This is a genomic window from Streptomyces globosus (genome assembly GCF_003325375.1).
GTDB lineage: Bacteria > Actinomycetota > Actinomycetes > Streptomycetales > Streptomycetaceae > Streptomyces > Streptomyces globosus_A.
The window spans coordinates 3080207-3099875 of the sequence record NZ_CP030862.1 but is presented as its reverse complement, the minus strand read 5'-3'; the positions used below and the strand labels follow the sequence as shown (position 1 = coordinate 3099875).

The 19669-nt window shown below is 75.3% G+C and carries 20 protein-coding genes and 1 tRNA gene; 7 read left to right on the top strand and 14 right to left on the bottom strand.

Annotated elements, in window-relative coordinates; genetic code table 11:
• The first annotated feature begins 100 nt into the window (after positions 1–100).
• Entirely contained in the window at positions 101–706 is a 606-nt protein-coding gene (locus C0216_RS13435) for a TetR/AcrR family transcriptional regulator (protein ID WP_114055504.1), read from the top strand.
• A 160-nt stretch (positions 707–866) separates the two neighbouring features.
• On the opposite strand, the gene C0216_RS13430 is transcribed toward C0216_RS13435, so the two are convergent.
• From C0216_RS13430 to C0216_RS33450, 6 genes are all read right to left on the bottom strand, one after another.
• Positions 867–1457 (bottom strand): TerD family protein, encoded by a 591-nt coding sequence (locus C0216_RS13430; protein ID WP_114055503.1) that lies wholly within the window; start codon positions 1455–1457, stop codon positions 867–869.
• A gap of 99 nt (positions 1458–1556) precedes the next feature.
• Positions 1557–2789 (bottom strand): vWA domain-containing protein, encoded by a 1233-nt coding sequence (locus C0216_RS13425; protein WP_114055502.1) that lies wholly within the window; start codon positions 2787–2789, stop codon positions 1557–1559.
• 5 nt (positions 2790–2794) lie between these two features.
• Complete coding sequence (locus C0216_RS13420) at positions 2795–3985, bottom strand: AAA family ATPase (RefSeq protein ID WP_114055501.1); 1191 nt, start codon at positions 3983–3985, stop codon at positions 2795–2797.
• Positions 3982–5826: an ankyrin repeat domain-containing protein gene (locus C0216_RS13415; RefSeq protein ID WP_216827078.1), complete on the bottom strand. Its 1845-nt coding sequence runs from the start codon at positions 5824–5826 to the stop codon at positions 3982–3984. The genes C0216_RS13420 and C0216_RS13415 overlap by 4 nt, the downstream gene beginning before the upstream one ends.
• Entirely contained in the window at positions 5823–6956 is a 1134-nt protein-coding gene (locus tag C0216_RS13410; protein WP_114055500.1) for a gala protein, read from the bottom strand. Before C0216_RS13410 ends, C0216_RS13415 begins: the two co-directional genes overlap by 4 nt.
• Positions 6957–7011: 55 nt before the next feature.
• Positions 7012–7084: transfer RNA gene (locus tag C0216_RS33450), tRNA-Arg, on the bottom strand.
• Positions 7085–7441: 357 nt separating this feature from the next.
• Here C0216_RS33450 and C0216_RS13400 point away from each other — a divergent pair.
• From C0216_RS13400 to C0216_RS13390, 3 genes are all read left to right on the top strand, one after another.
• Entirely contained in the window at positions 7442–8257 is an 816-nt protein-coding gene (locus tag C0216_RS13400; protein ID WP_114055498.1) for a glutamate ABC transporter substrate-binding protein, read from the top strand.
• 226 nt (positions 8258–8483) lie between these two features.
• A complete protein-coding gene (locus tag C0216_RS13395; protein ID WP_114055497.1) occupies positions 8484–9290 on the top strand; it encodes an endonuclease I family protein in 807 nt (268 codons plus the stop codon).
• A 144-nt stretch (positions 9291–9434) separates the two neighbouring features.
• A complete protein-coding gene (locus C0216_RS13390) occupies positions 9435–9746 on the top strand; it encodes a DUF3040 domain-containing protein (RefSeq protein ID WP_114055496.1) in 312 nt (103 codons plus the stop codon).
• 13 nt (positions 9747–9759) lie between these two features.
• On the opposite strand, the gene C0216_RS13385 is transcribed toward C0216_RS13390, so the two are convergent.
• Both C0216_RS13385 and C0216_RS13380 read right to left on the bottom strand, forming a co-directional pair.
• Positions 9760–11406 carry a beta-N-acetylhexosaminidase gene (locus C0216_RS13385; RefSeq protein WP_114055495.1) on the bottom strand — a complete coding sequence of 549 codons (1647 nt, stop codon included), beginning with the start codon at positions 11404–11406 and terminating at the stop codon, positions 9760–9762.
• Positions 11407–11749: 343 nt separating this feature from the next.
• Complete coding sequence (locus tag C0216_RS13380; RefSeq protein ID WP_114055494.1) at positions 11750–12979, bottom strand: MFS transporter; 1230 nt, start codon at positions 12977–12979, stop codon at positions 11750–11752.
• Between the two features lie 168 nt (positions 12980–13147).
• Between C0216_RS13380 and C0216_RS13375 the strand changes: the two genes are divergently transcribed.
• Both C0216_RS13375 and C0216_RS13370 read left to right on the top strand, forming a co-directional pair.
• Positions 13148–13621: a MarR family winged helix-turn-helix transcriptional regulator gene (locus C0216_RS13375; protein ID WP_114055493.1), complete on the top strand. Its 474-nt coding sequence runs from the start codon at positions 13148–13150 to the stop codon at positions 13619–13621.
• 57 nt (positions 13622–13678) lie between these two features.
• Positions 13679–14404 carry a ribonuclease H family protein gene (locus C0216_RS13370; RefSeq protein ID WP_114055492.1) on the top strand — a complete coding sequence of 242 codons (726 nt, stop codon included), beginning with the start codon at positions 13679–13681 and terminating at the stop codon, positions 14402–14404.
• A gap of 63 nt (positions 14405–14467) precedes the next feature.
• Here the strand turns inward: C0216_RS13370 and C0216_RS13365 are convergent, their stop codons facing one another.
• From C0216_RS13365 to C0216_RS13345, 5 genes are all read right to left on the bottom strand, one after another.
• A complete protein-coding gene (locus C0216_RS13365; RefSeq protein WP_114055491.1) occupies positions 14468–15013 on the bottom strand; it encodes a hypothetical protein in 546 nt (181 codons plus the stop codon).
• Positions 15010–15672, bottom strand: coding sequence for an RNA polymerase sigma factor (locus C0216_RS13360; protein ID WP_114058648.1), 663 nt, complete (start codon positions 15670–15672; stop codon positions 15010–15012). The genes C0216_RS13365 and C0216_RS13360 overlap by 4 nt, the downstream gene beginning before the upstream one ends.
• 50 nt (positions 15673–15722) lie before the next feature.
• Positions 15723–16184: an LAETG motif-containing sortase-dependent surface protein gene (locus C0216_RS13355; RefSeq protein ID WP_114055490.1), complete on the bottom strand. Its 462-nt coding sequence runs from the start codon at positions 16182–16184 to the stop codon at positions 15723–15725.
• 194 nt (positions 16185–16378) lie between these two features.
• Positions 16379–17974 carry a glycosyltransferase family 2 protein gene (locus tag C0216_RS13350; RefSeq protein ID WP_114055489.1) on the bottom strand — a complete coding sequence of 532 codons (1596 nt, stop codon included), beginning with the start codon at positions 17972–17974 and terminating at the stop codon, positions 16379–16381.
• A 69-nt stretch (positions 17975–18043) separates the two neighbouring features.
• Positions 18044–18418, bottom strand: a complete 375-nt coding sequence (locus C0216_RS13345; protein WP_114055488.1) for a YbjQ family protein — start codon at positions 18416–18418, stop codon at positions 18044–18046.
• A 218-nt stretch (positions 18419–18636) separates the two neighbouring features.
• On the opposite strand from C0216_RS13345, the gene C0216_RS13340 reads away from it, so the two are divergent.
• Positions 18637–19272 (top strand): SH3 domain-containing protein, encoded by a 636-nt coding sequence (locus tag C0216_RS13340; protein WP_114055487.1) that lies wholly within the window; start codon positions 18637–18639, stop codon positions 19270–19272.
• 8 nt (positions 19273–19280) lie between these two features.
• Here the strand turns inward: C0216_RS13340 and C0216_RS13335 are convergent, their stop codons facing one another.
• On the bottom strand, positions 19281–19634 hold the full coding sequence (locus tag C0216_RS13335; RefSeq protein WP_114055486.1) for an NYN domain-containing protein: 354 nt from the start codon (positions 19632–19634) through the stop codon (positions 19281–19283).
• Positions 19635–19669: the final 35 nt, after the last annotated feature.

Below are 19669 nucleotides of genomic sequence, written 5' to 3'. Positions count from 1 at the left end.
TGAGCGTATCGATACGCGGGTGTACCGATACGCGGGCGTTCGGCGTATGCTTGGGGCACGGAAACCCTCCCGCCGCGCAGTCCCCGAGGAGCCCCGCCCCATGACGCCGACGCAGGCCACCGCCGCGCGCCGCTCCAAGATCAGCCCCGAGCGGGCCCAGGAGCTGTACGCCGCCGTGCTGGACGAGCTGCGCGAGCACGGGTACGAGGCGCTGACGATGGAGGGGGTCGCGGCCCGGGCGTGCTGCGGCAAATCGACGCTCTACCGGCAGTGGAGGACCAAGCCGCAACTGGTCGCGGCGGCCCTGCGCGCGCACCGGCGGGGCACCCTTGCGGCGGTCGACACCGGCACGCTCGCCGGGGACCTGCGGGAGGCCGCCCGCATCGCGGCGGGCACCTCCGGCCGCGACACGCGCCTCACCCAGGCCCTGGGGCTCGCGGTGCTCAGCGACGAGGAGCTCCAGGCGGCCCTGCGCGAGGCGCTGGTCGAGCCCGAGCTGGCGGCGTTCGGCGCGATGGTGCAGCGGGCCGCGGACCGCGGGGAGATCGCGGCCGGGCATCCGGCGCTGGAGTTCCTCCCGGCGCAGCTGATGGGCGTCCTGCGGATCCGGCCCGTCCTGGAGGGGCGCTACGCGGACGCCGCCTACATGGAGCGGTTCGTCGACGCGTCCGTGCTGCCCGCGCTGGGCCTGGCCCCGGCCCCCTGAACCGGCGGGGCGCCGTCACCGATGACCGGACGGCGGCCCGCCCGCGCTGCCTCGTGGGGACGGCGGCAGCGCGCCACCCGGACCGGGCGGCGACCACCCGCCTGCGGGGTGGCCGCCGCCCGGACCGCGCGGATTCCGACCGGTCGAGACCGGGCGCCCGTCAGGGGCGGTCGGTGCCCATGGTGCGGACGAACTGCTCCGGCTCCGCGTCGGAGCCGCGGACTGCGGCATCCAGGACCCAGGCGTTCGCGCCGTCGCGGGTGAACCGGGCCACCGTCGCCGCGGTCGCGTCGGGCACCCCCGTGAAGTCGTCCTCGGCGAGGTCGAGGTGGCCCTCCCGGATGCGGACGCCGGTGCCGCCGATCGACGCGAACGTCGTACGCCGGCCGTCGCCCGACCCGGTGTCCTGGATCACCACGCCGACGACGACGCGGACGGATTCCGGCCGCATCCGGTCCAGTTCGATCGTCATCACCTCGTCGTAGCCGAAGCCCTGCCCGGTGCGGCTGTCGCGGGTCAGGGTGATCGTGCCGTCCGGGGAGCGGCTGCCGAAGTGGACGAGCTGCACGGGCTCGCCGTACGGGTCGGCGGCGCCGAACACGGCGGCCACGATGTCCAGGTCGTGTGCGGGCGACCCCGCCGGGCTCGGATCCCACCGGAGGGCGACCTCCACCCTCGCCAGGCCCTTGCGTACGCCGATCGACGAGCTGCTCACGAACTCCCCCTCTGCTCCACGGGTTTGCCCGGCCATGCTGTCATGCGGAGCCCCCCGGACCGACTGCCGGGCGTATGTTCTCGGCCAGCCCCGGAGCGGCCTGCGCCCCCGGGGCCGGCGGTCCGGCGGCGGGCGTCACGCGCCGGGCGGGACGCGTACGGTCTCCACCCAGCCCGGCGGATCCGGCGGGGTCTCCCCCACCAGTGCGGCGACCACGCGGCAGGACACCGGCTCAGGCGGCCAGGGCGTGTACCCGTCGGTCAGGACGACGACGATGTCCGGCCGGTCCGGCAGCCCGAGCGCGGCGCGGATCCCGACGGCCATGTCCGTGCCGCCGCCGCCCTCCAGGACCACCTGCTCCGCCCGGGTCACCCGGGTCACCGTGTGCACGTCCGCGTCGCACGCCAGGACCGCGACCCTGTTGCCGCGCACACCCACCTCGCGCAGCACGCCCGTCACCTCGGCGAGCGCGGCGGCCAGCTCGGCCTCCCCCATGGAGCCGGAGGTGTCGATGACGACCGCGACCCGCGGCAGCGGCCGGCGCAGGCTCGGCAGCACGACGCGGCCGCCGAGCGCGGGCGTGCGCCGCGAGGGCCGGCGGTAGGTGTAGTCGACGGCGCCGCCCGCCCAGGCGGCCGCCTCCCGCACCGCCCCGGACAGCGCCCTGCGCCAGTCGACGGCCGGCTCCAGCAGTTCGTCGGCCCAGCGCTGCCAGCCGGCCGGGAGGTGCCCGCGGCTGCGCCGGTGCGCGCGCATGGCCTGGGCGGTCTGCCGGCGCAGCGCCCCCGCCTCCATGCGGCCGACACCGCCGGGCCCGTCGGCGCCCAGCTCCCACGGCACGGGCACGCCGTGGGCCCCCGACCCGCAGTCCGGGTGGTGGCGCGGGGTGGGCGGGATGCCCGGCAGGTAGGCCTCGAACAGCCCGCCGGCGGGCAGGCCGAACAGCCGGGGCTCCATCCGCCCCTCGGGCAGCGGCAGCCCGTCGGCGAGGAGGTCGTCGTTGATCTCGCAGTCCTGCGCGATGTTGACGCGTACGTGGTCGCGCTGGTCGGCGGCCGACAGCCGGGCCGCCCGGCCGTGGTGGTCGCGCAGCAGGTGGGCCACCTCGTGGACCCACACCCCGGCGAGCTCCGCGACCGGAGTGTCGTCCACGAAGCGGGGGGAGACGTACGCGCGCCAGTGCCGGTCCACGCCCATCGTGGGCACGGCGCGGCTCGGTACGACGGCCAGCGCGTACAGCGCGGACGCCAGGTACGGCCGGGCCTCGGCCGCCCGGTATCGGGCGGCCAGCAGCTTCGCCCGGTCCAGGCGGGTCGGCTCCGGCCCGGGTCCGGCGGCGGGGCGCGGCGGCCCGGCGGGGCCGTCCACGGCGGTCAGCCGCCGCCCGGCAGCGCGCCGGACAGCTGCAGCAGTTCGACGAAGGCGTCGATGCCGGAGGGCACCGGCCAGTCCAGGTCGCGCATCGCGGCGAGGTCGGCGGCGGCCCGGGCCGCGACATCCGGCACGCCGGCGTCGACCGCCTTGGCGAGCACCGCCCAGCCGGCCTCCCAGCGCGGGCGGGTCGGCTCGGCCTGCACCGCGGCGACCACGGCGATGAGGAACGCCAGTTGGCGGTCGCCTCGGTCGGGCAGGGCGAAGGCGTCCGGGTCGGCCAGCACCCGGTCCGGGTCGGGCAGGTCGAGGTTCTCCAGGTAGGCGATCAGTTCCAGCCCGGCGCCTTCGCCGACGGCGCCGGCCAGGGCCGCGGCGAGGGCCTCCCCGCTGCTGCCGGCCGCGTAACCGGTGGCGAGGAGCCGCAGCGCCATCTCCCAGGTCCGCGGGGACGGCCAGGCGCGGCCGCGCGCCTCGGCCTCGTTCGGCATGTGGTGGACGAGTCCGGGCCGGGCCGTCAGGAAGCCGGAGACGGCGCCGCGGGCGCGGGCGACCGCGCCGGGGGTGCGGGCCGGGTCCACAGCGGGCAGGGCCGTCACCGGCCAGGTGCCGGCCATGCCGCGGGCGACGGTGCGCGGGTCGTGCGTCCAGTCGAGGTGGACGAACCGGTTGGCCAGCGGCGGGCTGAGGTGCCAGCCGTCGGCCGCGCCGGCGGGCGGGTTGGCGGCGGCGACGACCCGCACGCCCTCCGGGAGGACGAGGCTGCCGACGCGCCGCTCCAGCACGACGCGCAGCAGGGCCGCCTGCACGGCGGGCGGGGCGGAGGACAGCTCGTCGAGGAACAGCAGGCCGTGTCCGGTGCGGGCGAGGCGGACGGCCCAGTCCGGCGGGGCCATGGGGACGCCCGTGGTGGCCGGGTCGTCGCCGACGATCGGCAGCCCGGCGAAGTCGGACGGCTCGTGGACGCTGGCGATGACGGTCTCCAGACCGGTGCCGAGGGCGTCGGCGAGCTGCTGCATGCCGGCGGACTTGCCGATGCCGGGCTCGCCCCACAGCAGGACGGGCTGGTCGGCCGTCACGGCGAGGGCCAGCGCCTCCAGTTGCGGGTTGGCCGCCGGTTCGGTGCGGGTGGCGCGCAGCCGCGCGCCGAGGGCGTCGGCGGCCGCGAGGGCGCTCGGCCGGCCGTCGTTCATGCGCTGCCCCCCTCTTCCGCGCCGGCGTGGGGGCCGGCATCCGCGTCGTCGTCGGTTTCCGCGTACTCCTCCTGCTCCTCGATCCAGTCGTCGAACCAGTCGGAGCCGATGCCCGGGAACTCCTCCTCGACCCGGCTGCGCAGGAAGCCGAGGTCGGTGCGCCGGAAGCGGCGGATGATCTGGGCCAGGGACAGGTCGGCCTCGTCGGTGGCGTCGATCCGGCTGCCGGCCGCGACAAGTGCCCGCACCAGGCCCGGGGAGCCGCCGTTGGCGACGGCGGTCACCAGCGGGGTGCGGCCGAGCCCGTCCCGGACCTCCGGGGACAGGCCCGCGTCGAGGAGCCTCGGCAGCAGCGCGGTGTGGTCCAGCTGCGGCAGCAGGTGCAGCAGTGTGCAGCCGCGGCCGTCGCGGACGCGCGGGTCCGTGCCCGCGTCGAGCAGGGCCGTGACACCCGGGGTGTCCCCGTGCTGGACGCGCAGGAACAGCTCGCGCCGCTCCTCGCGCAGGGCACGCGGCAGCCGCACGCCGTCGGGCGCGGTCCAGGCGTGCTGGACGGCGAAGCAGCCGGTGACGGCGCCGCCGAAGGCCCTCATGGCGCTTTCGCGCTGCTGCTCCTCGGTGCTGTGGTGCAGGAGGTCGAGGGTGCCGCCGCGGGAGTGCACCTCGTGCCATGCGGTGCGGCAGCGTACGCGGACGGGCCGGGGCGCGGCGGGCCCCGGCGGGCCGTCGGCGGGGCCGGCCTCCGGGAACAGCGAGGCGGCGACCAGGGGGTGGAGCTCGCGCGGGGTGATCCGTCGCGTGCGGACGAGTTCGAGGTCGGGCAGCCGCTCGTACGCGAACGCGGGCAGGCGGGGTCCGCAGGCGGCGGAGGCGTTCCACTGCCGTCGCTCAGCCGACACGTGCAGGCCGCGGGCCCCGGCCGGCCGGAGGATGAGGAGGCCGTACCAGCCCGTCGGCACGGTGAAGCGGCTGCCCTCGCCTGCGCCGGCGAGCCGCCGCACCTCCTGTTCCAGACGGGTCAGGTCGACGCCGTCCGCGGCGAGCACGGCCTCCGGGTCGATACGGCCCCCCTGGGCGCCCGCCTCCGTCGGCGTGGGTTCGCGGTCGAGGCCGGCAGCTGCGTACGCCGCGGGGGCGTCGCCGCGGGCGTGCAGGAGCGCGATCCACTCGGCGCGCGCGGCGGGGTCGTCCGGGCCTGGGTCGGCGGCGGGGAGGGCGGCGGGGTCGAGCGGTGTGCCGTCGGGGTGGAAGAACGGCAGCCGGCCGGCGCCGCCGGTGAGACGGTCGCGCAGTCCGGCGGTCTGCCGGGCGTCCCAGAGGGGGCGGGCCGCGATCCAGTTCTCGTGCCGGTAGGAGGGCGCCGTGTGGTGCGGGCTGCGGTGGGCGTCCGCCGGGTGGAGGGGCGCGCAGTGCAGCCGCAGCCGCTGCGGGCCGTCGGCCATCGGGCCGGTGGTGGCGGAGAGGACCGGGGCGCCGGGCCCGGTGCCGTAGCGGGCGAGCAGGACGCGGACGTTGGGGGCGAGGGTGGTGCGTCCGCCGAGGAGGCGGGGCAGGTGCCAGCGCACGAGGTCGGGGGCGAGGTGGAGCAGGTCGTCCTCCGCCGCCTCCGCGACGGCGGCCCCGTGGCGGGCTGCGACCGCGGACAGGTCGAAGCGGACGTCGACGGCGGCGGCCGCGCACGCGGCGCGCCAGTCGCCGGCGAGCCGGCGGGCGGTGGCGTCCTCGATCATCCAGGCGGGGACGGCGTGGCGGCGGATGCGCTGCCAGGCCGGGCCGTCCTCGTGGCGGAAGCCGCCGGGGAGCCGGTGGTCGGGGCCGGGGCGCCGCGGGCCCGCGTTCACCGGTACACGCTCGTGATCGCGCCGAGGTCGGGGTGGGCGGGCCGCGCGGGCCGCAGCCGGGCGGTCAGGGACCGCTTCACCCGGCGGGGCAGGCCGGGGCCGAGGCCGACGTACTCCAGCGGGGAGCCGTCGTGGACCGCGGCGAGGAGGCCCTTCGCGCCGCGGCCGGTGAGGCCGGTGTGCCGCAGCTCCAGGCGGCGCAGCGGGCTGCCCGGGAGGGCGGAGGCGAGGGCGTACGCGCCTTCGTCGCCGGTGGCGTTGCCGGGTGCGCCGAGGCTGCGCTCGGAGCGGGCGCGCCCGAGGTCCAGGGCTTCGATGCCGCCGAGGGCGTCGGCGAGGGCCCTGGCTCCGGCCGGGCCGATGCCGTTGCCGCCGAGGCCGAGGCGGACGGGGCGGTCGGGGTCGGCGGCCGCGGCGAGGACGGCGGCGCCCGCGTCCCCGAGGTGGTTGGCGGGCAGGTACAGCTCGCGGACGCCGGCCTCCCGGATGAGGGCGGCGAGCAGCGGAGCGTCGCCGGCGGTGAGGCCGTTGCCGCCGAGGAAGAGGCGCTCCAGCGGGGTCTGGCGGGTGTGCAGGGCGTCGAGCAGGAGGCGTACGCCTTCGCTGCCGATGCCGGTGTTGACGAGGTCGAGGGTGCGCAGGGTGCGGTTGCGGCGCAGCAGGGCCGCGAGGGTCCGGGCGCCGTCCTCGTGGAGCGGGTTCCGCTTCAGCCAGAGGGCTTTGGCGGTGGTGTCGTCGGCGAGCGCGTCCGCGAGGGCGGCGGCGCCGTCGGGGCCGATGCGGTTGCAGCCGAGGTAGAGGGTGTGCAGTCCGTGTCCGGCGGCGAGGGCCGCGGCGAGGCTGCGGGCTCCTTCGTCGCCGAGGGAGTTGGTGCCGAGGAGAAGGTGGCGGGCGTGCGGTGAGCGCGCCGCGGCGGCGGCGACCCGGGCGCCGCCGGCGGGTCCGAGGCCCTGCTTGCAGAGGTCGACGCGGCCGTCGGCGCGCAGGGCGCCGAGGGTGAAGGCCTCGTCGGCCGTGACGGGTTCGGCGGCGGCGAGCCGTGCGAGCAGCGGGGCGAGGGCGGCCGGGTCGGCGAGCGGCAGGTCGGGGTGCTCGATCGCGGGGCACCGTACGGGTATGGACCGTGTCATCACCACTCCACCGGTTTCTCGCCGGTGCCCGGCGTCCGCCACAACAGGTAAAGCGCAAGACCGGTCGGATTCGAACCGACGTCCTCCAGCTCGATGCTTGGGCGCGACGACCTCTGCGCTACGGCCTTGCTGCGCAGATCATAGCGGCCGCCGGACCGATTCCCGATCATCAGTTTGAACGCCGTGATGCCCGAATTCTGTCGGGCTGAACCCATCAGCCGCTTAAGGGGGAATTGCTGCCGCCTGGCACCCGAATCCGAAACGGGCATATCCCCTTCATCCCGCCTGAAGGCGTATTCGCCGCACAAACTCCGGGCGAGCCGGATCGTTACCTCAAGTTTCGCTCAATTGCAGTGACACCACACCGAAGGCGTTCCTAGCTTCCTCGTACACGCGTCTTGAACGCCCAGTACGTCCCCGCGGTGCCCGCGCGGTCCGGTGATCCCGCTCCGCGCCCTCCGCGTCCCGAGGAAAGAGTGCACAACATGAGGGTTCCCAAGGCCGGTGCGGCCGCCGCAGTGATCGGCCTCGCCCTGACTGCCACCGGTTGCGGCGGTGACGACGGCCCCCAGGGGACCCTCTCGGTCGGCATCAAGTTCGACGCGCCGGGCGTGGGCTACCGCGAGCCGGGCGGCACGTTCTCCGGATTCGACGTGGACGTCGCCACCTACATCGCCAAGGAGCTGGGCTACAAGCCGGAGCAGATCTCGTTCAAGAAGGTCGACAGCTCCGACCGCGAGCTGCTGCTCCAGTACAACGAGGTCAAGTTCGTCGCCGCGTCGTACTCGATCAGCGACAAGCGCAAGGAGAAGGTCGACTTCGCGGGCCCGTACTTCACCGCCCACCAGGACCTGCTCGTGCGCGCCGGGGACAATTCGATCACCAAGGCCGAGGACCTGAACAACAAGGAACTCTGCTCGGTCACCGGCTCCACGTCGGCGCAGAACGTCAAGCAGACCCTGGCGCCCAAGGCGAGCCTGCTGGAGCTCCAGACCCACTCGGAGTGCATCGTCGCCCTCGAAGAGGGCCGCGTCGCCGCGATGACCACGGACAACTCCATCCTGGCCGGCTACGCGGCCAGGAAGGAGAACGCCGGCAAGTTCAAGCTGATCGGCCTCAGCCTCAGCAACGAGAGCTACGGCATCGGCATCAAGAAGGGCAACAAGGACCTCCAGGCCCAGGTCAACGCAGCCCTGAAGAAGATGGTGCAGGACGGCTCCTGGGACGCGGCCGTGAAGAAGAACTTCGGTTCGGCCAACTTCAAGCACGACCCCGCACCCCAGATCACGACGGGCAGCTGACACCCCGCCCGCCGGCCCGCCCGCAGCGGGCCGGCGGGGGTGACGGGCGGGCCTCGGCAGGTCTGCCCGGCCGGGGGCCGCGAAGGTTTCGGCAGAGCATGAAAGTCGCAGCTCCACACCCATGGCCATGAGTTGTCCGGCCCATGACAATATGACCTCGCCCTGCCACCTGACATCCCGCCAACCGCCTTGGCGGGAGCGGTGCACGTGAAGAGGTCCCCCCACCATGAAGATGTCCCGCCATTCCGCCTGGGCGGTCGGTCTCGCCGCCGCCACGCTGATCGGCGTACCGGCCGCGGCGTATGCCGGAACGATTCAGCAGACGGACACGGCCGCCTCCGTGAGTGCCTACGACCCCTACTACGCCCCCGCCGAGGGCAAGACCGGCGCCGCCCTGAAGGCCGCACTCCACGACATCGTGAAGAACCAGTCGAAGATCGGCTACAGCAGCGTGTGGAACGCGCTGAAGGCGACCGACCAGGATCCCGCCAACCCCGGCAACGTGATCCTCCTGTACTCCGGCCGCTCTCAGTCCAAGTCGGCCTACGGCGGCGACTCCGACGACTGGAACCGCGAGCACGTCTGGGCCAAGAGCCACGGCGGCTTCGGCACCGCCACCGGTCCGGGCACCGACCTGCACCACCTGCGCCCCGAGGACGTCACCGTCAACAGCATCCGCGGCAACAAGGACTTCGACGAGGGCGGCAGCCCGGTCCCCGAGGCCCCCGGCAGCCTCACCGACGCCGACTCCTTCGAGCCGCGCGACGCCGTCAAGGGCGACGTGGCCCGCATGCTGCTCTACATGGCCGTCCGCTACGACGGCGGCGACGGCTTCGCCGACCTGGAGGTCAACGACCGGGTGGGCAACGGCAGCTCCCCGGCCATGGGCCGGATCTCCGTGCTGAAGGAGTGGAACCGGATCGACCCGCCGGACGCCTTCGAACGCCGCCGCAACCAGGTGATCTTCGACGTCTACCAGCACAACCGGAACCCGTTCATCGACCACCCGGAGTGGGTCGACTCCATCTGGTGACCGGCGGGCCGGTCCCCGCGGCACGGCCGCCCGCCCGCCCCGGCGGGCGGCCCCCGCCGCGGGGATTGACCCGGGCACGGGCGGGTAGCCGCAGGCCAGCGGCTGCGATCCGCACACGGCGGCGGCAGTCCCCGGAGGTACGCGATGGACGAATCAGGACTCTCCGACCGCGAGCGGCGCGCACTCTCCTCGATCGAGGCGCACCTCAAGCGCGACCGGTCGCTGGACCGGATCATGCGGTTCGCGCGGCCGCGCCACCAGGCCATGGCCGCGGGGGCACTCGGAGTCGTGACGCTGGCCCTGCTGATCGCGGCCGCGGTGACGGTGTCGCCGCCGCTGATCTGGGCCTTCGCCGGAGCCTGGACCCTGACCGTCGTGACGGCGCTGCCGCTGCTCGCTCAGATGGCCCGCTACCGCTGGCAGCGCCGCGAGCGGGCCGGCAGCCGCACCGGCTGACCTCCGGAACTTCTCAGAGCCGGTCCACGAGGGTCTTGAACGCGGCCCAGTCCTGCTGCGGCGGACGCTCGTCCCACACCTTCTGCGCGAGCGCCGCCAGCGGGAGCCGGATCCCGGCGGCCACCTGCTCCTGGGTCTGCGCACCGGCGAGGTCGCACCAGATGGCGAAGCGCGCGCCCAGGATCTGCGGCGCGTACCGGGCCGGTACGGGGGTGCTGCCGCGCAGCACCAGCGGCGTCCACTCCTCGTAGATGCGCTGCCCCGTCGGATACGCGAAGTCGTTCGGCTCGCCGAGGACGTAGTACAGGTACTCGTCGTTGAGGTTGACGACCTTGCGGCCCTCCTCCAGGTAGGGCAGCGGCGGGCGCGCCCCGATTTCGCGGCCCGTCCAGTACTCGGCCTGGATGTCGGCGGCGGGCTGCACGACGCCCCCGGCGAAGAACCCGTCGTTCCAGGCCTTCGGCACCCGGCCCGCGGGGCGGACGACGGCCGCCCGGTCGTTGAGCCAGCCCGTCGCCAGGTCCTGGACCTTCGCGGACGGCCCGAACCGCTCCCGGGCGGCGCGGGCCAGCTGCGGGAAGGACGCCTGCGGGTCGCGGTAGACGAGCGCCTGGTACTCGTCGGCGCCCAGGTGCCAGAAGGTGCCGGGGAACAGCGGCAGGTACTCGCGCAGCAGCTCGTCGACGAGCCGGGCCGCGGCCGGGTTCGCTATGTCGACCGCCCCTTTGACCGCCTTGCCCTGCGCGTCGCGCAGCTGGAGGTCCGGGTGGGCGCGCAGCACGGCCCCCAGGTGCCCCGGCGAGTCGATCTCGGGGACGACGGCGATGTGCAGCCGGGCGGCAAGTGCCGTGATGCGCCGCACTTCCGCCTTGGTGAGGTGCGGCGTGGAGACGATCTCCGGGTGGGTGTCCGACTCGATCCGGAAGGCCTGGTCGTCGGAGAAGTGCAGGCCGAGCTGGTTGAGCTTGAGGTCGGCCATCTGCCGCAGCCGGTCCTCGATCCAAGCGGCGGTGAAGTTCTTGCGGGCGATGTCGAGGTTCAAGCCGCGCTGCGCATGGGCCGGGCCGTCGCGGACCGTGCCCTCGGGCGCCGAACCGGCCCGGGCCACCTCCTGTTTCAGGGTCCGGGTGCCGTAGAAGACGCCGGCCTCGTCGGGCCCGGTGATCCGGACCCGCCCGTCCCGGACGGTCATGGTGTACGACTCGGGCGCCCCGGAGCCCTGCGCTCCCAGCGCCAGTTCGACGTCGCCGCTGCGCGCCGCGGAGCTGTCGGTGAACTGCATGCGCAGTTCGCCGGCGAGCAGCCTGCCCTCGTCCGCGAGGGCTGCGCTGTCGGCCGCCGGTACGACGACCCGCGCGTCGGCGGCGGGCCGCCAGCCGGGCCCGCGCGCGGGGGCGTGCTCGCGGACGGCCGGCACGGTCCGCGGGGCGGAGGACAGCTCGTACGACGGCGTGGGGGCGGGGGCGGCCGCCGCCGACGGCTCCGAGGCCGCAGGCGCGGCTGCCGTACCGGGGGCACTGGCCGTCCCGGCGGGGGTGGGGGCGGGGGCTCGGGTGTTGTCGGGGGCGGCCGTGCAGCCGGGGAGGACAAGGGCGAGGAGCGCGGCGGCCGTGGCCGTCGCGGTGCTGTGGCGTCTCCTGGCGTGGTCGTACTGCCGCATGGTGTTTCCCGCTGTCCCCGTACCAACGTGGCACGGGGGATACGGGTGCGCGAATCGGGGGCGGGGCCCGGGAGCGGCTGCGCCGTCAGGCGGCCGGGCGCGGCAGCAGCCGGGGCGGCGAAGCCGCGGTCCCCCTCGGGGTCGGCCCCTCCGACGCCGACGGCGCCGACGAGGCGGCCGCCGGGGTGGACGGGCAGCGCGCCCGCCGTGACCTGCAGCGGCCGGCCGAGGGCGGTGGTCGCGGACATGCGGGGTCTCCTGGTCGTGGGCGGTGGTCCCGGTGGAGGAGCCGGCCCGGCCCGCGGCGGCGGTTCGGGTGGCGGGGCCGTACGCGGCCGCGGGATCAGCGGCCGGCAGCGGCGGGCACTTGGGCGGTGTTCGCGGTGGCCGGGGGGAGGGAGGCGGCGGTGACGCGTCCCGGGCGGGGGGCGGCGCGGCGCTCCAGGAGGCCCGAGACGACGGCGAGCACCAGGGCGGACGCTGCGAGCGTGGCGCCGACCCAGTTCGGGGCGGTCCAGCCGAGGCCGGCGGCTATGACGAGCCCGCCGAGCCAGGCGGCCAGGGCGTTGCCGAGGTTGAAGGCGCCGATGTTGACGGCGGAGGCCAGGGTGGGGGCGCCGGCGGCCTGGTCCAGGACCCGCTTCTGGAGCGGCGGCACGGTGGCGAAGCCGAGGGCGCCGATGAGGACGACGGTGGCGGCGGCGGCCGCCTTGTGGTGGGCGGTGACCGTGAACAGGGCCAGGACGAGGGCGAGCGCGGCGAGAGATCCGTACAGCATGGGCATCAGCGCCCGGTCGGCGAACCGGCCGCCCACGAGGTTGCCGGCGACCATGCCGAGGCCGAACAGGACGAGGATCCAGGTGACGGAGGAGTCGGCGAAGCCGGCCGTCTCGGTCATCATGGGCGTGATGTAGGTGATCGCCGCGAAGACGCCGCCGAATCCCAGGACGGTCATCGCCATCGCGAGCAGCACCTGCACGTTCTTGAAGGCGGCCAGCTCGTGCCGGACGCGGACGCCTTCGGCCCGGGGCAGCTCGGGGACCAGCCGGGCTATGCCGAGGAGGCCGGCGACGCCGAGGGCGGCGACGGCCAGGAACGTGGTGCGCCAGCCGAGGGTCTGTCCGACGAGGGTGCCCAGGGGGACGCCCACGACGTTGGCGACGGTCAGGCCGGTGAACATCATCGCGATGGCCCCGGCTTTCTTCTCGGGGGCGACGAGCTCGGCGGCCACGACCGCGCCGATGCCGAAGAAGGCTCCGTGTGCCAGGGAGGCGACGACGCGTCCGGTGAGCATGGCGCCGAAGCTCGGGGCGAGGGCGGACAGCAGGTTCCCGGCGATGAACAGCCCCATGAGCAGCATCAGCATCCGCTTGCGCGGTATGCGGGTGCCCAGGACCGTCATGACGGGGGCGCCGAGGACGACGCCGAGCGCGTATCCGGTGACGAGGAACCCGGCGGTCGGGATCGAGACGCCGTAGTCCGCCGCGACTTCGGGCAGCAGTCCCATGATCACGAATTCGGTGGTGCCGATCCCGAAGGCCCCGATGGCGAGGGCCAGGAGTGCGAGAGGCATGAGGGGGTGCCCTTCAGGGAGGAGACAGAGGTACCGCCGCGACCCTTGCAGCCGCCGCTTACTTGCGTCCACATTAATTGCAGACGCGGGATATTTGCAAGCGCGGGATATTGCATCGGTGCCCTATCCTGGAGGCGTGCGGGCACCCGGCCCGGAAGGAGGAGCCCCATGACGGCCACCGACGGCGCGGTCACCGCCCTCTCCCAGGGCTGGTGCGCCCTGTCCCTGCTGCACAGCCGCATAGAGGCGCACATCGAGCGCGCGCTGCAGGCGCACCACGGCCTGAGCGTCCGCGAGTACTCCCTCCTCGACGTCCTCAGCCGGCAGCACGACGGCCCCGGCGGGCACCTGCGCATGAACCAGGTCGCCGACTCGGTGGTCCTGAGCCAGAGCGCCACGACCCGGCTGGTCAGCCGCCTGGAGGACCGCGGCCTGCTCAGCCGCTACATCTGCGACACCGACCGGCGCGGCATCTACACCGATGTGAGCCGGACGGGCCTGGAACTGCTCGCAGCCGCCCGACCGACCAACGACGCCGCGCTGCGGGAGGCGCTCGACGAGGCAGCCCGCAACCCGGAGCTCGCCCCCCTCGTCGACGCGGTGGAGAACATACGGCCCGGGGCGGCGCCGACCCGGGCCTGAGCGCGCACCCACCACCGCCCGGCGCGGGCAGTGCCCGCCGTACGGCATGATCGAGGGATGTCTGATCGGATCATTGCCGCCTGCGACGGAGCGGCGAAGGGCAACCCGGGACCGGCCGGCTGGGCGTGGGTCATCGCCGACGCGGCGGGCAGCCCGGAGCGCTGGGAGGCCGGCCCGCTCGGCCGGGCCACCAACAACGTGGGCGAACTCACCGCCCTTGCACGGCTGTTGGAGGCCCTCGAACCGGGAACGGCCGTCGAGGTGCGGATGGACTCCCAGTACGCCATGAAGGCCGTGACCCAGTGGCTGCCCGGGTGGAAGCGCAACGGCTGGAAGACCGCCGCCGGCAAGCCGGTCGCCAACCGCGAGCTTGTCGAGCGGATCGACGCACTCCTCACCGAGCGGGACGTGGAATTCCGCTACGTGCCCGCGCACCGCACCGACGGCGACCGCCTGAACGCCATCGCCGACCAGGCCGCCAGCGACGCCGCCACCACGCAGGAGGCCGCCGGGACCGCGCTCGGCACCGCCGGGATCCCCGTCCCCGACCCCTCGCGCAGCACCCCCGCCCGGCGCCCCTCCGCGGCCCCGGCCAAGCGGGCGTCCTCCCCCGGCGGCAAGGCCACCGGGCGCGGGGGGCGCGCCTCGGTCAAGGCGAAGTTCCCCGGCAGCTGCCCGTGCGGCAAGCCGTACGCCTCCGGGGAGACGATCGCGAAGGTCGGCGCCCGTTGGGGCCACCTGGCCTGCGCCGGAGCCGCCTCCCCGGACCCGGCCGCCCCGTAGCCGGCGCACGGCCCCGCGCCCGGGAGCAGGACGGCCGGCTTCGGCCGCGCGGCTTCCGGAGCCTCACCCGCCGCTGCGGCCCGGCACCGCCGACGGGGACGCCTGCGCACTCCCCTGCTGCGGAGCAGGGGAGGACGCCGGCGGAGCGGGCCGCGAAGCGGACGCCGAGGGCGAGGCGGGCGGCCGCTGTCCCTGCGGCGTCGGCGAGGGGCCCGGGGCCGGTGTGGCCCGGGTCGCGCCGGGCGAGGAGGGCTCCGGTGACGGCACCGCCGACGAGGCGTCCGGACCGGGCGCGGAGGGCACCGGCCCGGGCGTCGTGAACGCGGGCGGCTCCGGCCGCACCGGCCCCGGGCCCTGCCCGGACAGCAGGTAGGCCGCCGCGGCGGCGGCCGCAGCCAGCCCGGCCGCCGCCGGCAGGGCGAACCGCCGCCGGTGCTGCGACAGCCGCGTCCACGCGCCGGCCCCGCGGCCCGCATGCGGGCCCGGCGGGTCGGCCGAGCGCAGCTCCCGTACGGTGACCGATGCCGCCCGGGCCCCGAGCGCCCGGCGCAGTCTGCGCTCGACCGGGCGCTCGACCGGATGCTCGACGGGGCGTTCGCCGTACGTCATGTCCGACCCTCCAGGATCCGTTCCAGCGCGTCCAGGGCGCGGCTCGCGTTCGACTTCACGGCGCCCCGGCTGATGCCGAGGGTCGCGGCGATCTCCGCTTCGCTCAGCTCCGCCCAGTAGCGCAGGACGAGGACCTGCCTGCGCCGGGGGGTGAGCCGGGCGAGCGCGGCGAGGACCTCCCGGTGGGCCTCGTCGAGGACGACGTGCTCCTCCGCGGACGGTACGTCCGCCGGGACCGGCGGCGTCCACGCACGGGCGGTGCGCCGGCGGCGCAGCACGGACCGGGAGGTGTTGACGACGGCGGTGCGCAGGTAGCCCAGGGGGTTGTCGACCTCGGCGATGTCCTCGCCGTGGCGGCGGTACAGGGCGGTGAAGGCGTCCTGGACGACGTCCTCGGCGGTGGCCAGGTCGTCGACGAGCAGGACGGCCAGGCGGACCATGCCCAGCCGGTGCGCGTGGTAGAGCGCGGACACCGTGGGCCGGGGCTCGGTGTCGCCCGGCCCCGGCCCCGGCTGCCCTTCCGGGCCGGCGGGCCCGTACCCCCGGCCCTGAACGGGCCCGTACGGGGCTGTGCCGAGCCCGGCAGAGACGTGCGGCGGGGACGGTTCGCGGAGCAGCAGTGCCCGCAGGCCCCGCCATGCCCGGCGGAAGCCGGGCATGGCGGGGCGTGTGAGCGGTGCGGGCGGTGCGAGGTGGAGCACGGGCGTCCTCAGCCGCCGGCCCGGCGCCGCACGGCGTAGAGGGTGCCGCCCCCGGCGGCGAGCAGGACGGCCGCGCCCGCTCCGACGGCGGCCGTGGCCGTCGAGGAGCCGGTCTCGGCGAGCTGGCTGCCGGCCGGCGCCGCGGCGGGCCCGCCGCCGGCCCTCTCGCCCCCGGCGGGCGCACTGGGCACGGCGCTGGGCTCGGCGGTCGGCGGGTGGCTGACCGAGGCGCTGGGCCGGGGGCCCGGGGTGGACGGCCGGCTCGGGGTGGCGCTGGGTGCCGGGCTCGGGGTGGCGCCCTCCGGCGCGGGGGTTGCCGTACTGGGCACGGGCGACGGCGTCGCGGACGCCGCGGGTTCGGCGGAGGCCGGCCCGGCGAGGGCGAGGGCCGCACCGGCGGCCGCGGCAGCGGCGACGGCGGCGGCAGCCGCCCGGCGGACGGGCGCGGGAAGGCGCTTGGCATGGCTCACGGTGGTTCTCCACGGTCGGTCGTCGAGGGCGCGGGAAGGCGCCCCTTCACCCCCGCACGACGCGCGACCCCGCCGGAGGTTGCCGCATCACCCGGAAAAGTTTTCGGAAGCAGCACGGGCCCGGCGGGCGGACGGACGGACAGGCGGACAGGCGGACAGGCGGACAGCAGGAGCTGCGTCCGCCCCGCACCGCCTCATCCCGTGGGCAGCGGAATCCGGCGGACCACCTCGAAGCTCAGGTTTCCGTACGCCGTGTAGAAGGGCGCGGCCGCGAGTTCGGTCGCCCCTCCCGGGTCCCGGGCCAGGACCTTGGCCCGGCGGGCCGTCCGGTCCAGGTCCGGGGCGTGCCGGCGGCCGAGCCGGACGGTGCGGGTGACCCCGGCGGCGCGGACGTTCAGGAAGCAGTCCCAGGTGCCCGGCGGGATCGGCTCGCCGTCGGCGATGCGGGCCAGGTCCACCTCGGCGAGGAACCCGGCGCCGTCGGGCTGCGGCGCCTCCTCCGCGGCCTCGGACACCGGCCGGGGCTCGGCGGGTACGGTGAACTCCCGACCGGTCTCCCGCTCCCGCAGGACGAGCTCGGTCTCCGCGCCGGCCGCGCCGACCGCACCGAGGGAGGGAATGCCGGCGTGGCCGGCGATCCGCAGGCGGCGCCCCTGCCAGGCCAGCGAGGACAGCTCGTGCTGCGCCTTCACCTGGTCGGTGACGTCGTAGAGCACGTCGGGCAGCCCGGCCGCCGGGTCGCGGAAGAGCGGGAGGCAGCGGTACACCCGGCCGTTCTCGACGAGGTGGCCGGGCGACGGCTCCTCGGCCGGGTCCCAGTCCATGAGCTGCTCGAAGACGGGCAGCGGGCTGCACACGAACGCGTACAACCGGATCCAGTCGATCCGCGGGAGTTCGCCCCCCATGTCCGGGGTCCAGTACGCCTCGACGAGCGCCCGCGCCCGTACGTAGACCTCCTGCGTGTACGCCGGGTCGTCGCCGCGGGCGGCGGAGGCCGGCCGCAGGGCGGTGCGCAGCAGGCTGCGGAAGTGCCGGCCGAGCATGCGCCGGCGCCCGACCGGGTCGGTGACCCGGTCGGCGACGAGCGCCATGACGCGCTCGATGTGCGCGACGGTCTCGTGGGCGGTGCGCGTCCGGGAGGTCAGGTTCTGCCCGTCGTCGCGGCGGCGCAGGTAGTAGCAGTCGTAGTCGCCGACGACGGATATGCGGGCGGCGGCCAGGAAGACGGAGGTGACGAAGATCTGGTCCTCGCCGTACCAGAGGTCCTCGGGGTAGCGCAGGCGCTCGTTCTCGATGACCCGGCGGCGCATCAGCTTGGCCGAGTGCAGGGAGCGGTAGACCTCGGAGGTGTACAGGTCCGCCTCGGCGGCGTGCCGGTGGGCCTTGTCGGAGACGGTCCGGCCCAGGCCCACCTGCCTGGCGAGGACGACGTCGCTGCCCTGGGCCTCGGCCATGCCGACGAGGCGCTGCAGGGCTTCCGGGCCGAGGTAGTCGTCGGCATCGGCGAAGAAGACGTACCGGCCGCGGGCGAGGTCGAGGGCCCGGTTGCGGGGGCCGCCGGGGCCGCCGGAGTTCGGCTGGTGCACGGCCCGGAACTGCGGGTACCGGGCGGCGTAGCGGTCGAGTTCGGCGCCGCTGCCGTCCGTGGAGCCGTCGTCGACGGCGATGACCTCCAGGCGTTCGGCTCCGATCGTCTGGCCCATGACGGATTCGAGGCATTCGCTCAGGTACGGCATCGCGTTGTACACGGCGATGATCACGGATACGTCGGGCACGGACTGGCGGTACATGCCCCGAGCATAGGTTCGCCGCCGGGCCGCCCGCGGGGCGGGTCCGGCGGCGGGCGGCCAGCAGGCGGGCTACGTGCCGGCGGGCACGAGCACCACGGCCGTGCCGTACGCACAGACCTCGGTGCCGACGTCTGCGGCCTCGGTGACGTCGAAGCGCATCATCAGCACGGCGTTCCCGCCGCGGGCCTTGGCTCCCTCGATGAGGCGCTCCATGGCCTGGTTGCGGGTCTCGACGAGGGTCTTCGTCAGGCCCTTCAGCTCGCCACCGATCATGGACTTCAGGCCGGCTCCGATCTGGCTGCCGAGGTGGCGGGAGCGGACGGTGAGGCCGAACACCTCGCCGATCACGCGCTCGACGCGGTAGCCGGGGACGTCGTTCGTCGTGACGACGAGCACGCCGGTCTGGTCGGCGCCGGGGCCGCCGGTGTAGTCGTTGATGCCCATGCCCCCACTGTGGACGGCACGCCCCTCCCCCGCATCCCCGGCGGCTCTCTCGTGGGAGCATTCCTTCCTCATTGGGCATTTCGGGCTAAACGCCGGTGAGCCACCGGGGCGGTGCGATCCGCCGTCGCCATAGTCGTCCCTGGCGACCGTCCGGTCGCCGCCCCCGGCCGGCGACGCGTTCGCGACCGGGTGGACGTCTTCGCATGAGGAGCCCGCACATGCAGAAGCCCACCAGGGCCGTCCTCGCCCTCGCCGCCGGAAGCCTGGTGCTCGGCTTCTCCGGCGCGGGCGCCGCCGTCGCCGCCGACGAGCCGGCCCGCCAGGTCGTCCTCCTGGAGCCGAAGAGCGACAAGTCCGGCAAGGAGCACGGCAAGCACTACGCCGTCGGCAAGGTCGTTGCCCGCGGCTCCCTGAAGGTCCGCAGCAAGCCCTCCACGCACTCGGACGTCGTCGGCCACGTCAAGGCCGACCACAAGGTCGCGATCCGGTGCAAGGCCCGCGGCGAGAAGGTCGACGGCAACGACCTCTGGTACCGCCTGCACCTCGAGGACGACGACGAGCACGGCAAGGGCCGCGAGGACAGGGACCGCGACGACTCCGACGACCGTGACGAGGACGAGGACGAGCAGGACCGCGAGGACCAGGACAACGAGGACTCGGACGAGGACGCCGACGAGGACACGGACGAGGACGCCGACGAGGACGAGGACGCCGACGACGAGGAGGCGGACAAGCGCTCCGGCCGGCCCGCCGACGACGGCAAGGCCGCCAAGGCGACGGGCGACCACAAGAGGGCCTGGGTTGCCGCCCGCTACGTCAAGAACCTCGACCACGTGGACTACTGCGGCAACTGACCGCCCGCTCAGCTCCCCGGGCGTACGGCACGCGGCCCCACGCACTGCGCCCCGTACGCCCGGACCCGGGCGCGCAGCTCCCGGTCCGACGTGACGACGACGCAGTCGCGCCCCTCGTACGCGGCGGCCAGCTCCACGATCCGGTCGTCGCCGCTCCCGGGCGCCGCGTCCACCCGTACCCCGGGCACCGACTCGACGCCCTTGGCCGCGCCCTCCACGACGAGGATGACCTCCTCGTCCGCGGAGGGCGCGCGGCGTGCCAGGAGGTCGCGCAGCCGCTCGGCCGCGCCCCTCCTGTCGCGCCACCAGCCGTCCGGCACGGATCCGACGGCATTGGCCCCGTCCACGATCAGCACGCTCACGGTCCCAGTATGGGCTCGTGCACCGCCCCCGCGGC

Excerpts from the sequence above, each read along its gene's own strand:
- C0216_RS13435 (WP_114055504.1), top strand. The coding sequence starts at position 101 with ATGACGCCGACGCAGGCCACCGCCGCGCGCCGCTCCAAGATCAGCCCC.
- C0216_RS13430 (WP_114055503.1), bottom strand. The coding sequence starts at position 1,457 with ATGGCCGGGCAAACCCGTGGAGCAGAGGGGGAGTTCGTGAGCAGCTCG.
- C0216_RS13420 (WP_114055501.1), bottom strand. The coding sequence starts at position 3,985 with ATGAACGACGGCCGGCCGAGCGCCCTCGCGGCCGCCGACGCCCTCGGC.
- C0216_RS13410 (WP_114055500.1), bottom strand. The coding sequence starts at position 6,956 with ATGACACGGTCCATACCCGTACGGTGCCCCGCGATCGAGCACCCCGAC.
- C0216_RS13400 (WP_114055498.1), top strand. The coding sequence starts at position 7,442 with ATGAGGGTTCCCAAGGCCGGTGCGGCCGCCGCAGTGATCGGCCTCGCC.
- C0216_RS13395 (WP_114055497.1), top strand. The coding sequence starts at position 8,484 with ATGAAGATGTCCCGCCATTCCGCCTGGGCGGTCGGTCTCGCCGCCGCC.
- C0216_RS13390 (WP_114055496.1), top strand. The coding sequence starts at position 9,435 with ATGGACGAATCAGGACTCTCCGACCGCGAGCGGCGCGCACTCTCCTCG.
- C0216_RS13385 (WP_114055495.1), bottom strand. The coding sequence starts at position 11,406 with ATGCGGCAGTACGACCACGCCAGGAGACGCCACAGCACCGCGACGGCC.
- C0216_RS13380 (WP_114055494.1), bottom strand. The coding sequence starts at position 12,979 with ATGCCTCTCGCACTCCTGGCCCTCGCCATCGGGGCCTTCGGGATCGGC.
- C0216_RS13375 (WP_114055493.1), top strand. The coding sequence starts at position 13,148 with ATGACGGCCACCGACGGCGCGGTCACCGCCCTCTCCCAGGGCTGGTGC.
- C0216_RS13370 (WP_114055492.1), top strand. The coding sequence starts at position 13,679 with ATGTCTGATCGGATCATTGCCGCCTGCGACGGAGCGGCGAAGGGCAAC.
- C0216_RS13365 (WP_114055491.1), bottom strand. The coding sequence starts at position 15,013 with ATGACGTACGGCGAACGCCCCGTCGAGCATCCGGTCGAGCGCCCGGTC.
- C0216_RS13360 (WP_114058648.1), bottom strand. The coding sequence starts at position 15,672 with ATGCCCGGCTTCCGCCGGGCATGGCGGGGCCTGCGGGCACTGCTGCTC.
- C0216_RS13350 (WP_114055489.1), bottom strand. The coding sequence starts at position 17,974 with ATGTACCGCCAGTCCGTGCCCGACGTATCCGTGATCATCGCCGTGTAC.
- C0216_RS13345 (WP_114055488.1), bottom strand. The coding sequence starts at position 18,418 with ATGGGCATCAACGACTACACCGGCGGCCCCGGCGCCGACCAGACCGGC.
- C0216_RS13340 (WP_114055487.1), top strand. The coding sequence starts at position 18,637 with ATGCAGAAGCCCACCAGGGCCGTCCTCGCCCTCGCCGCCGGAAGCCTG.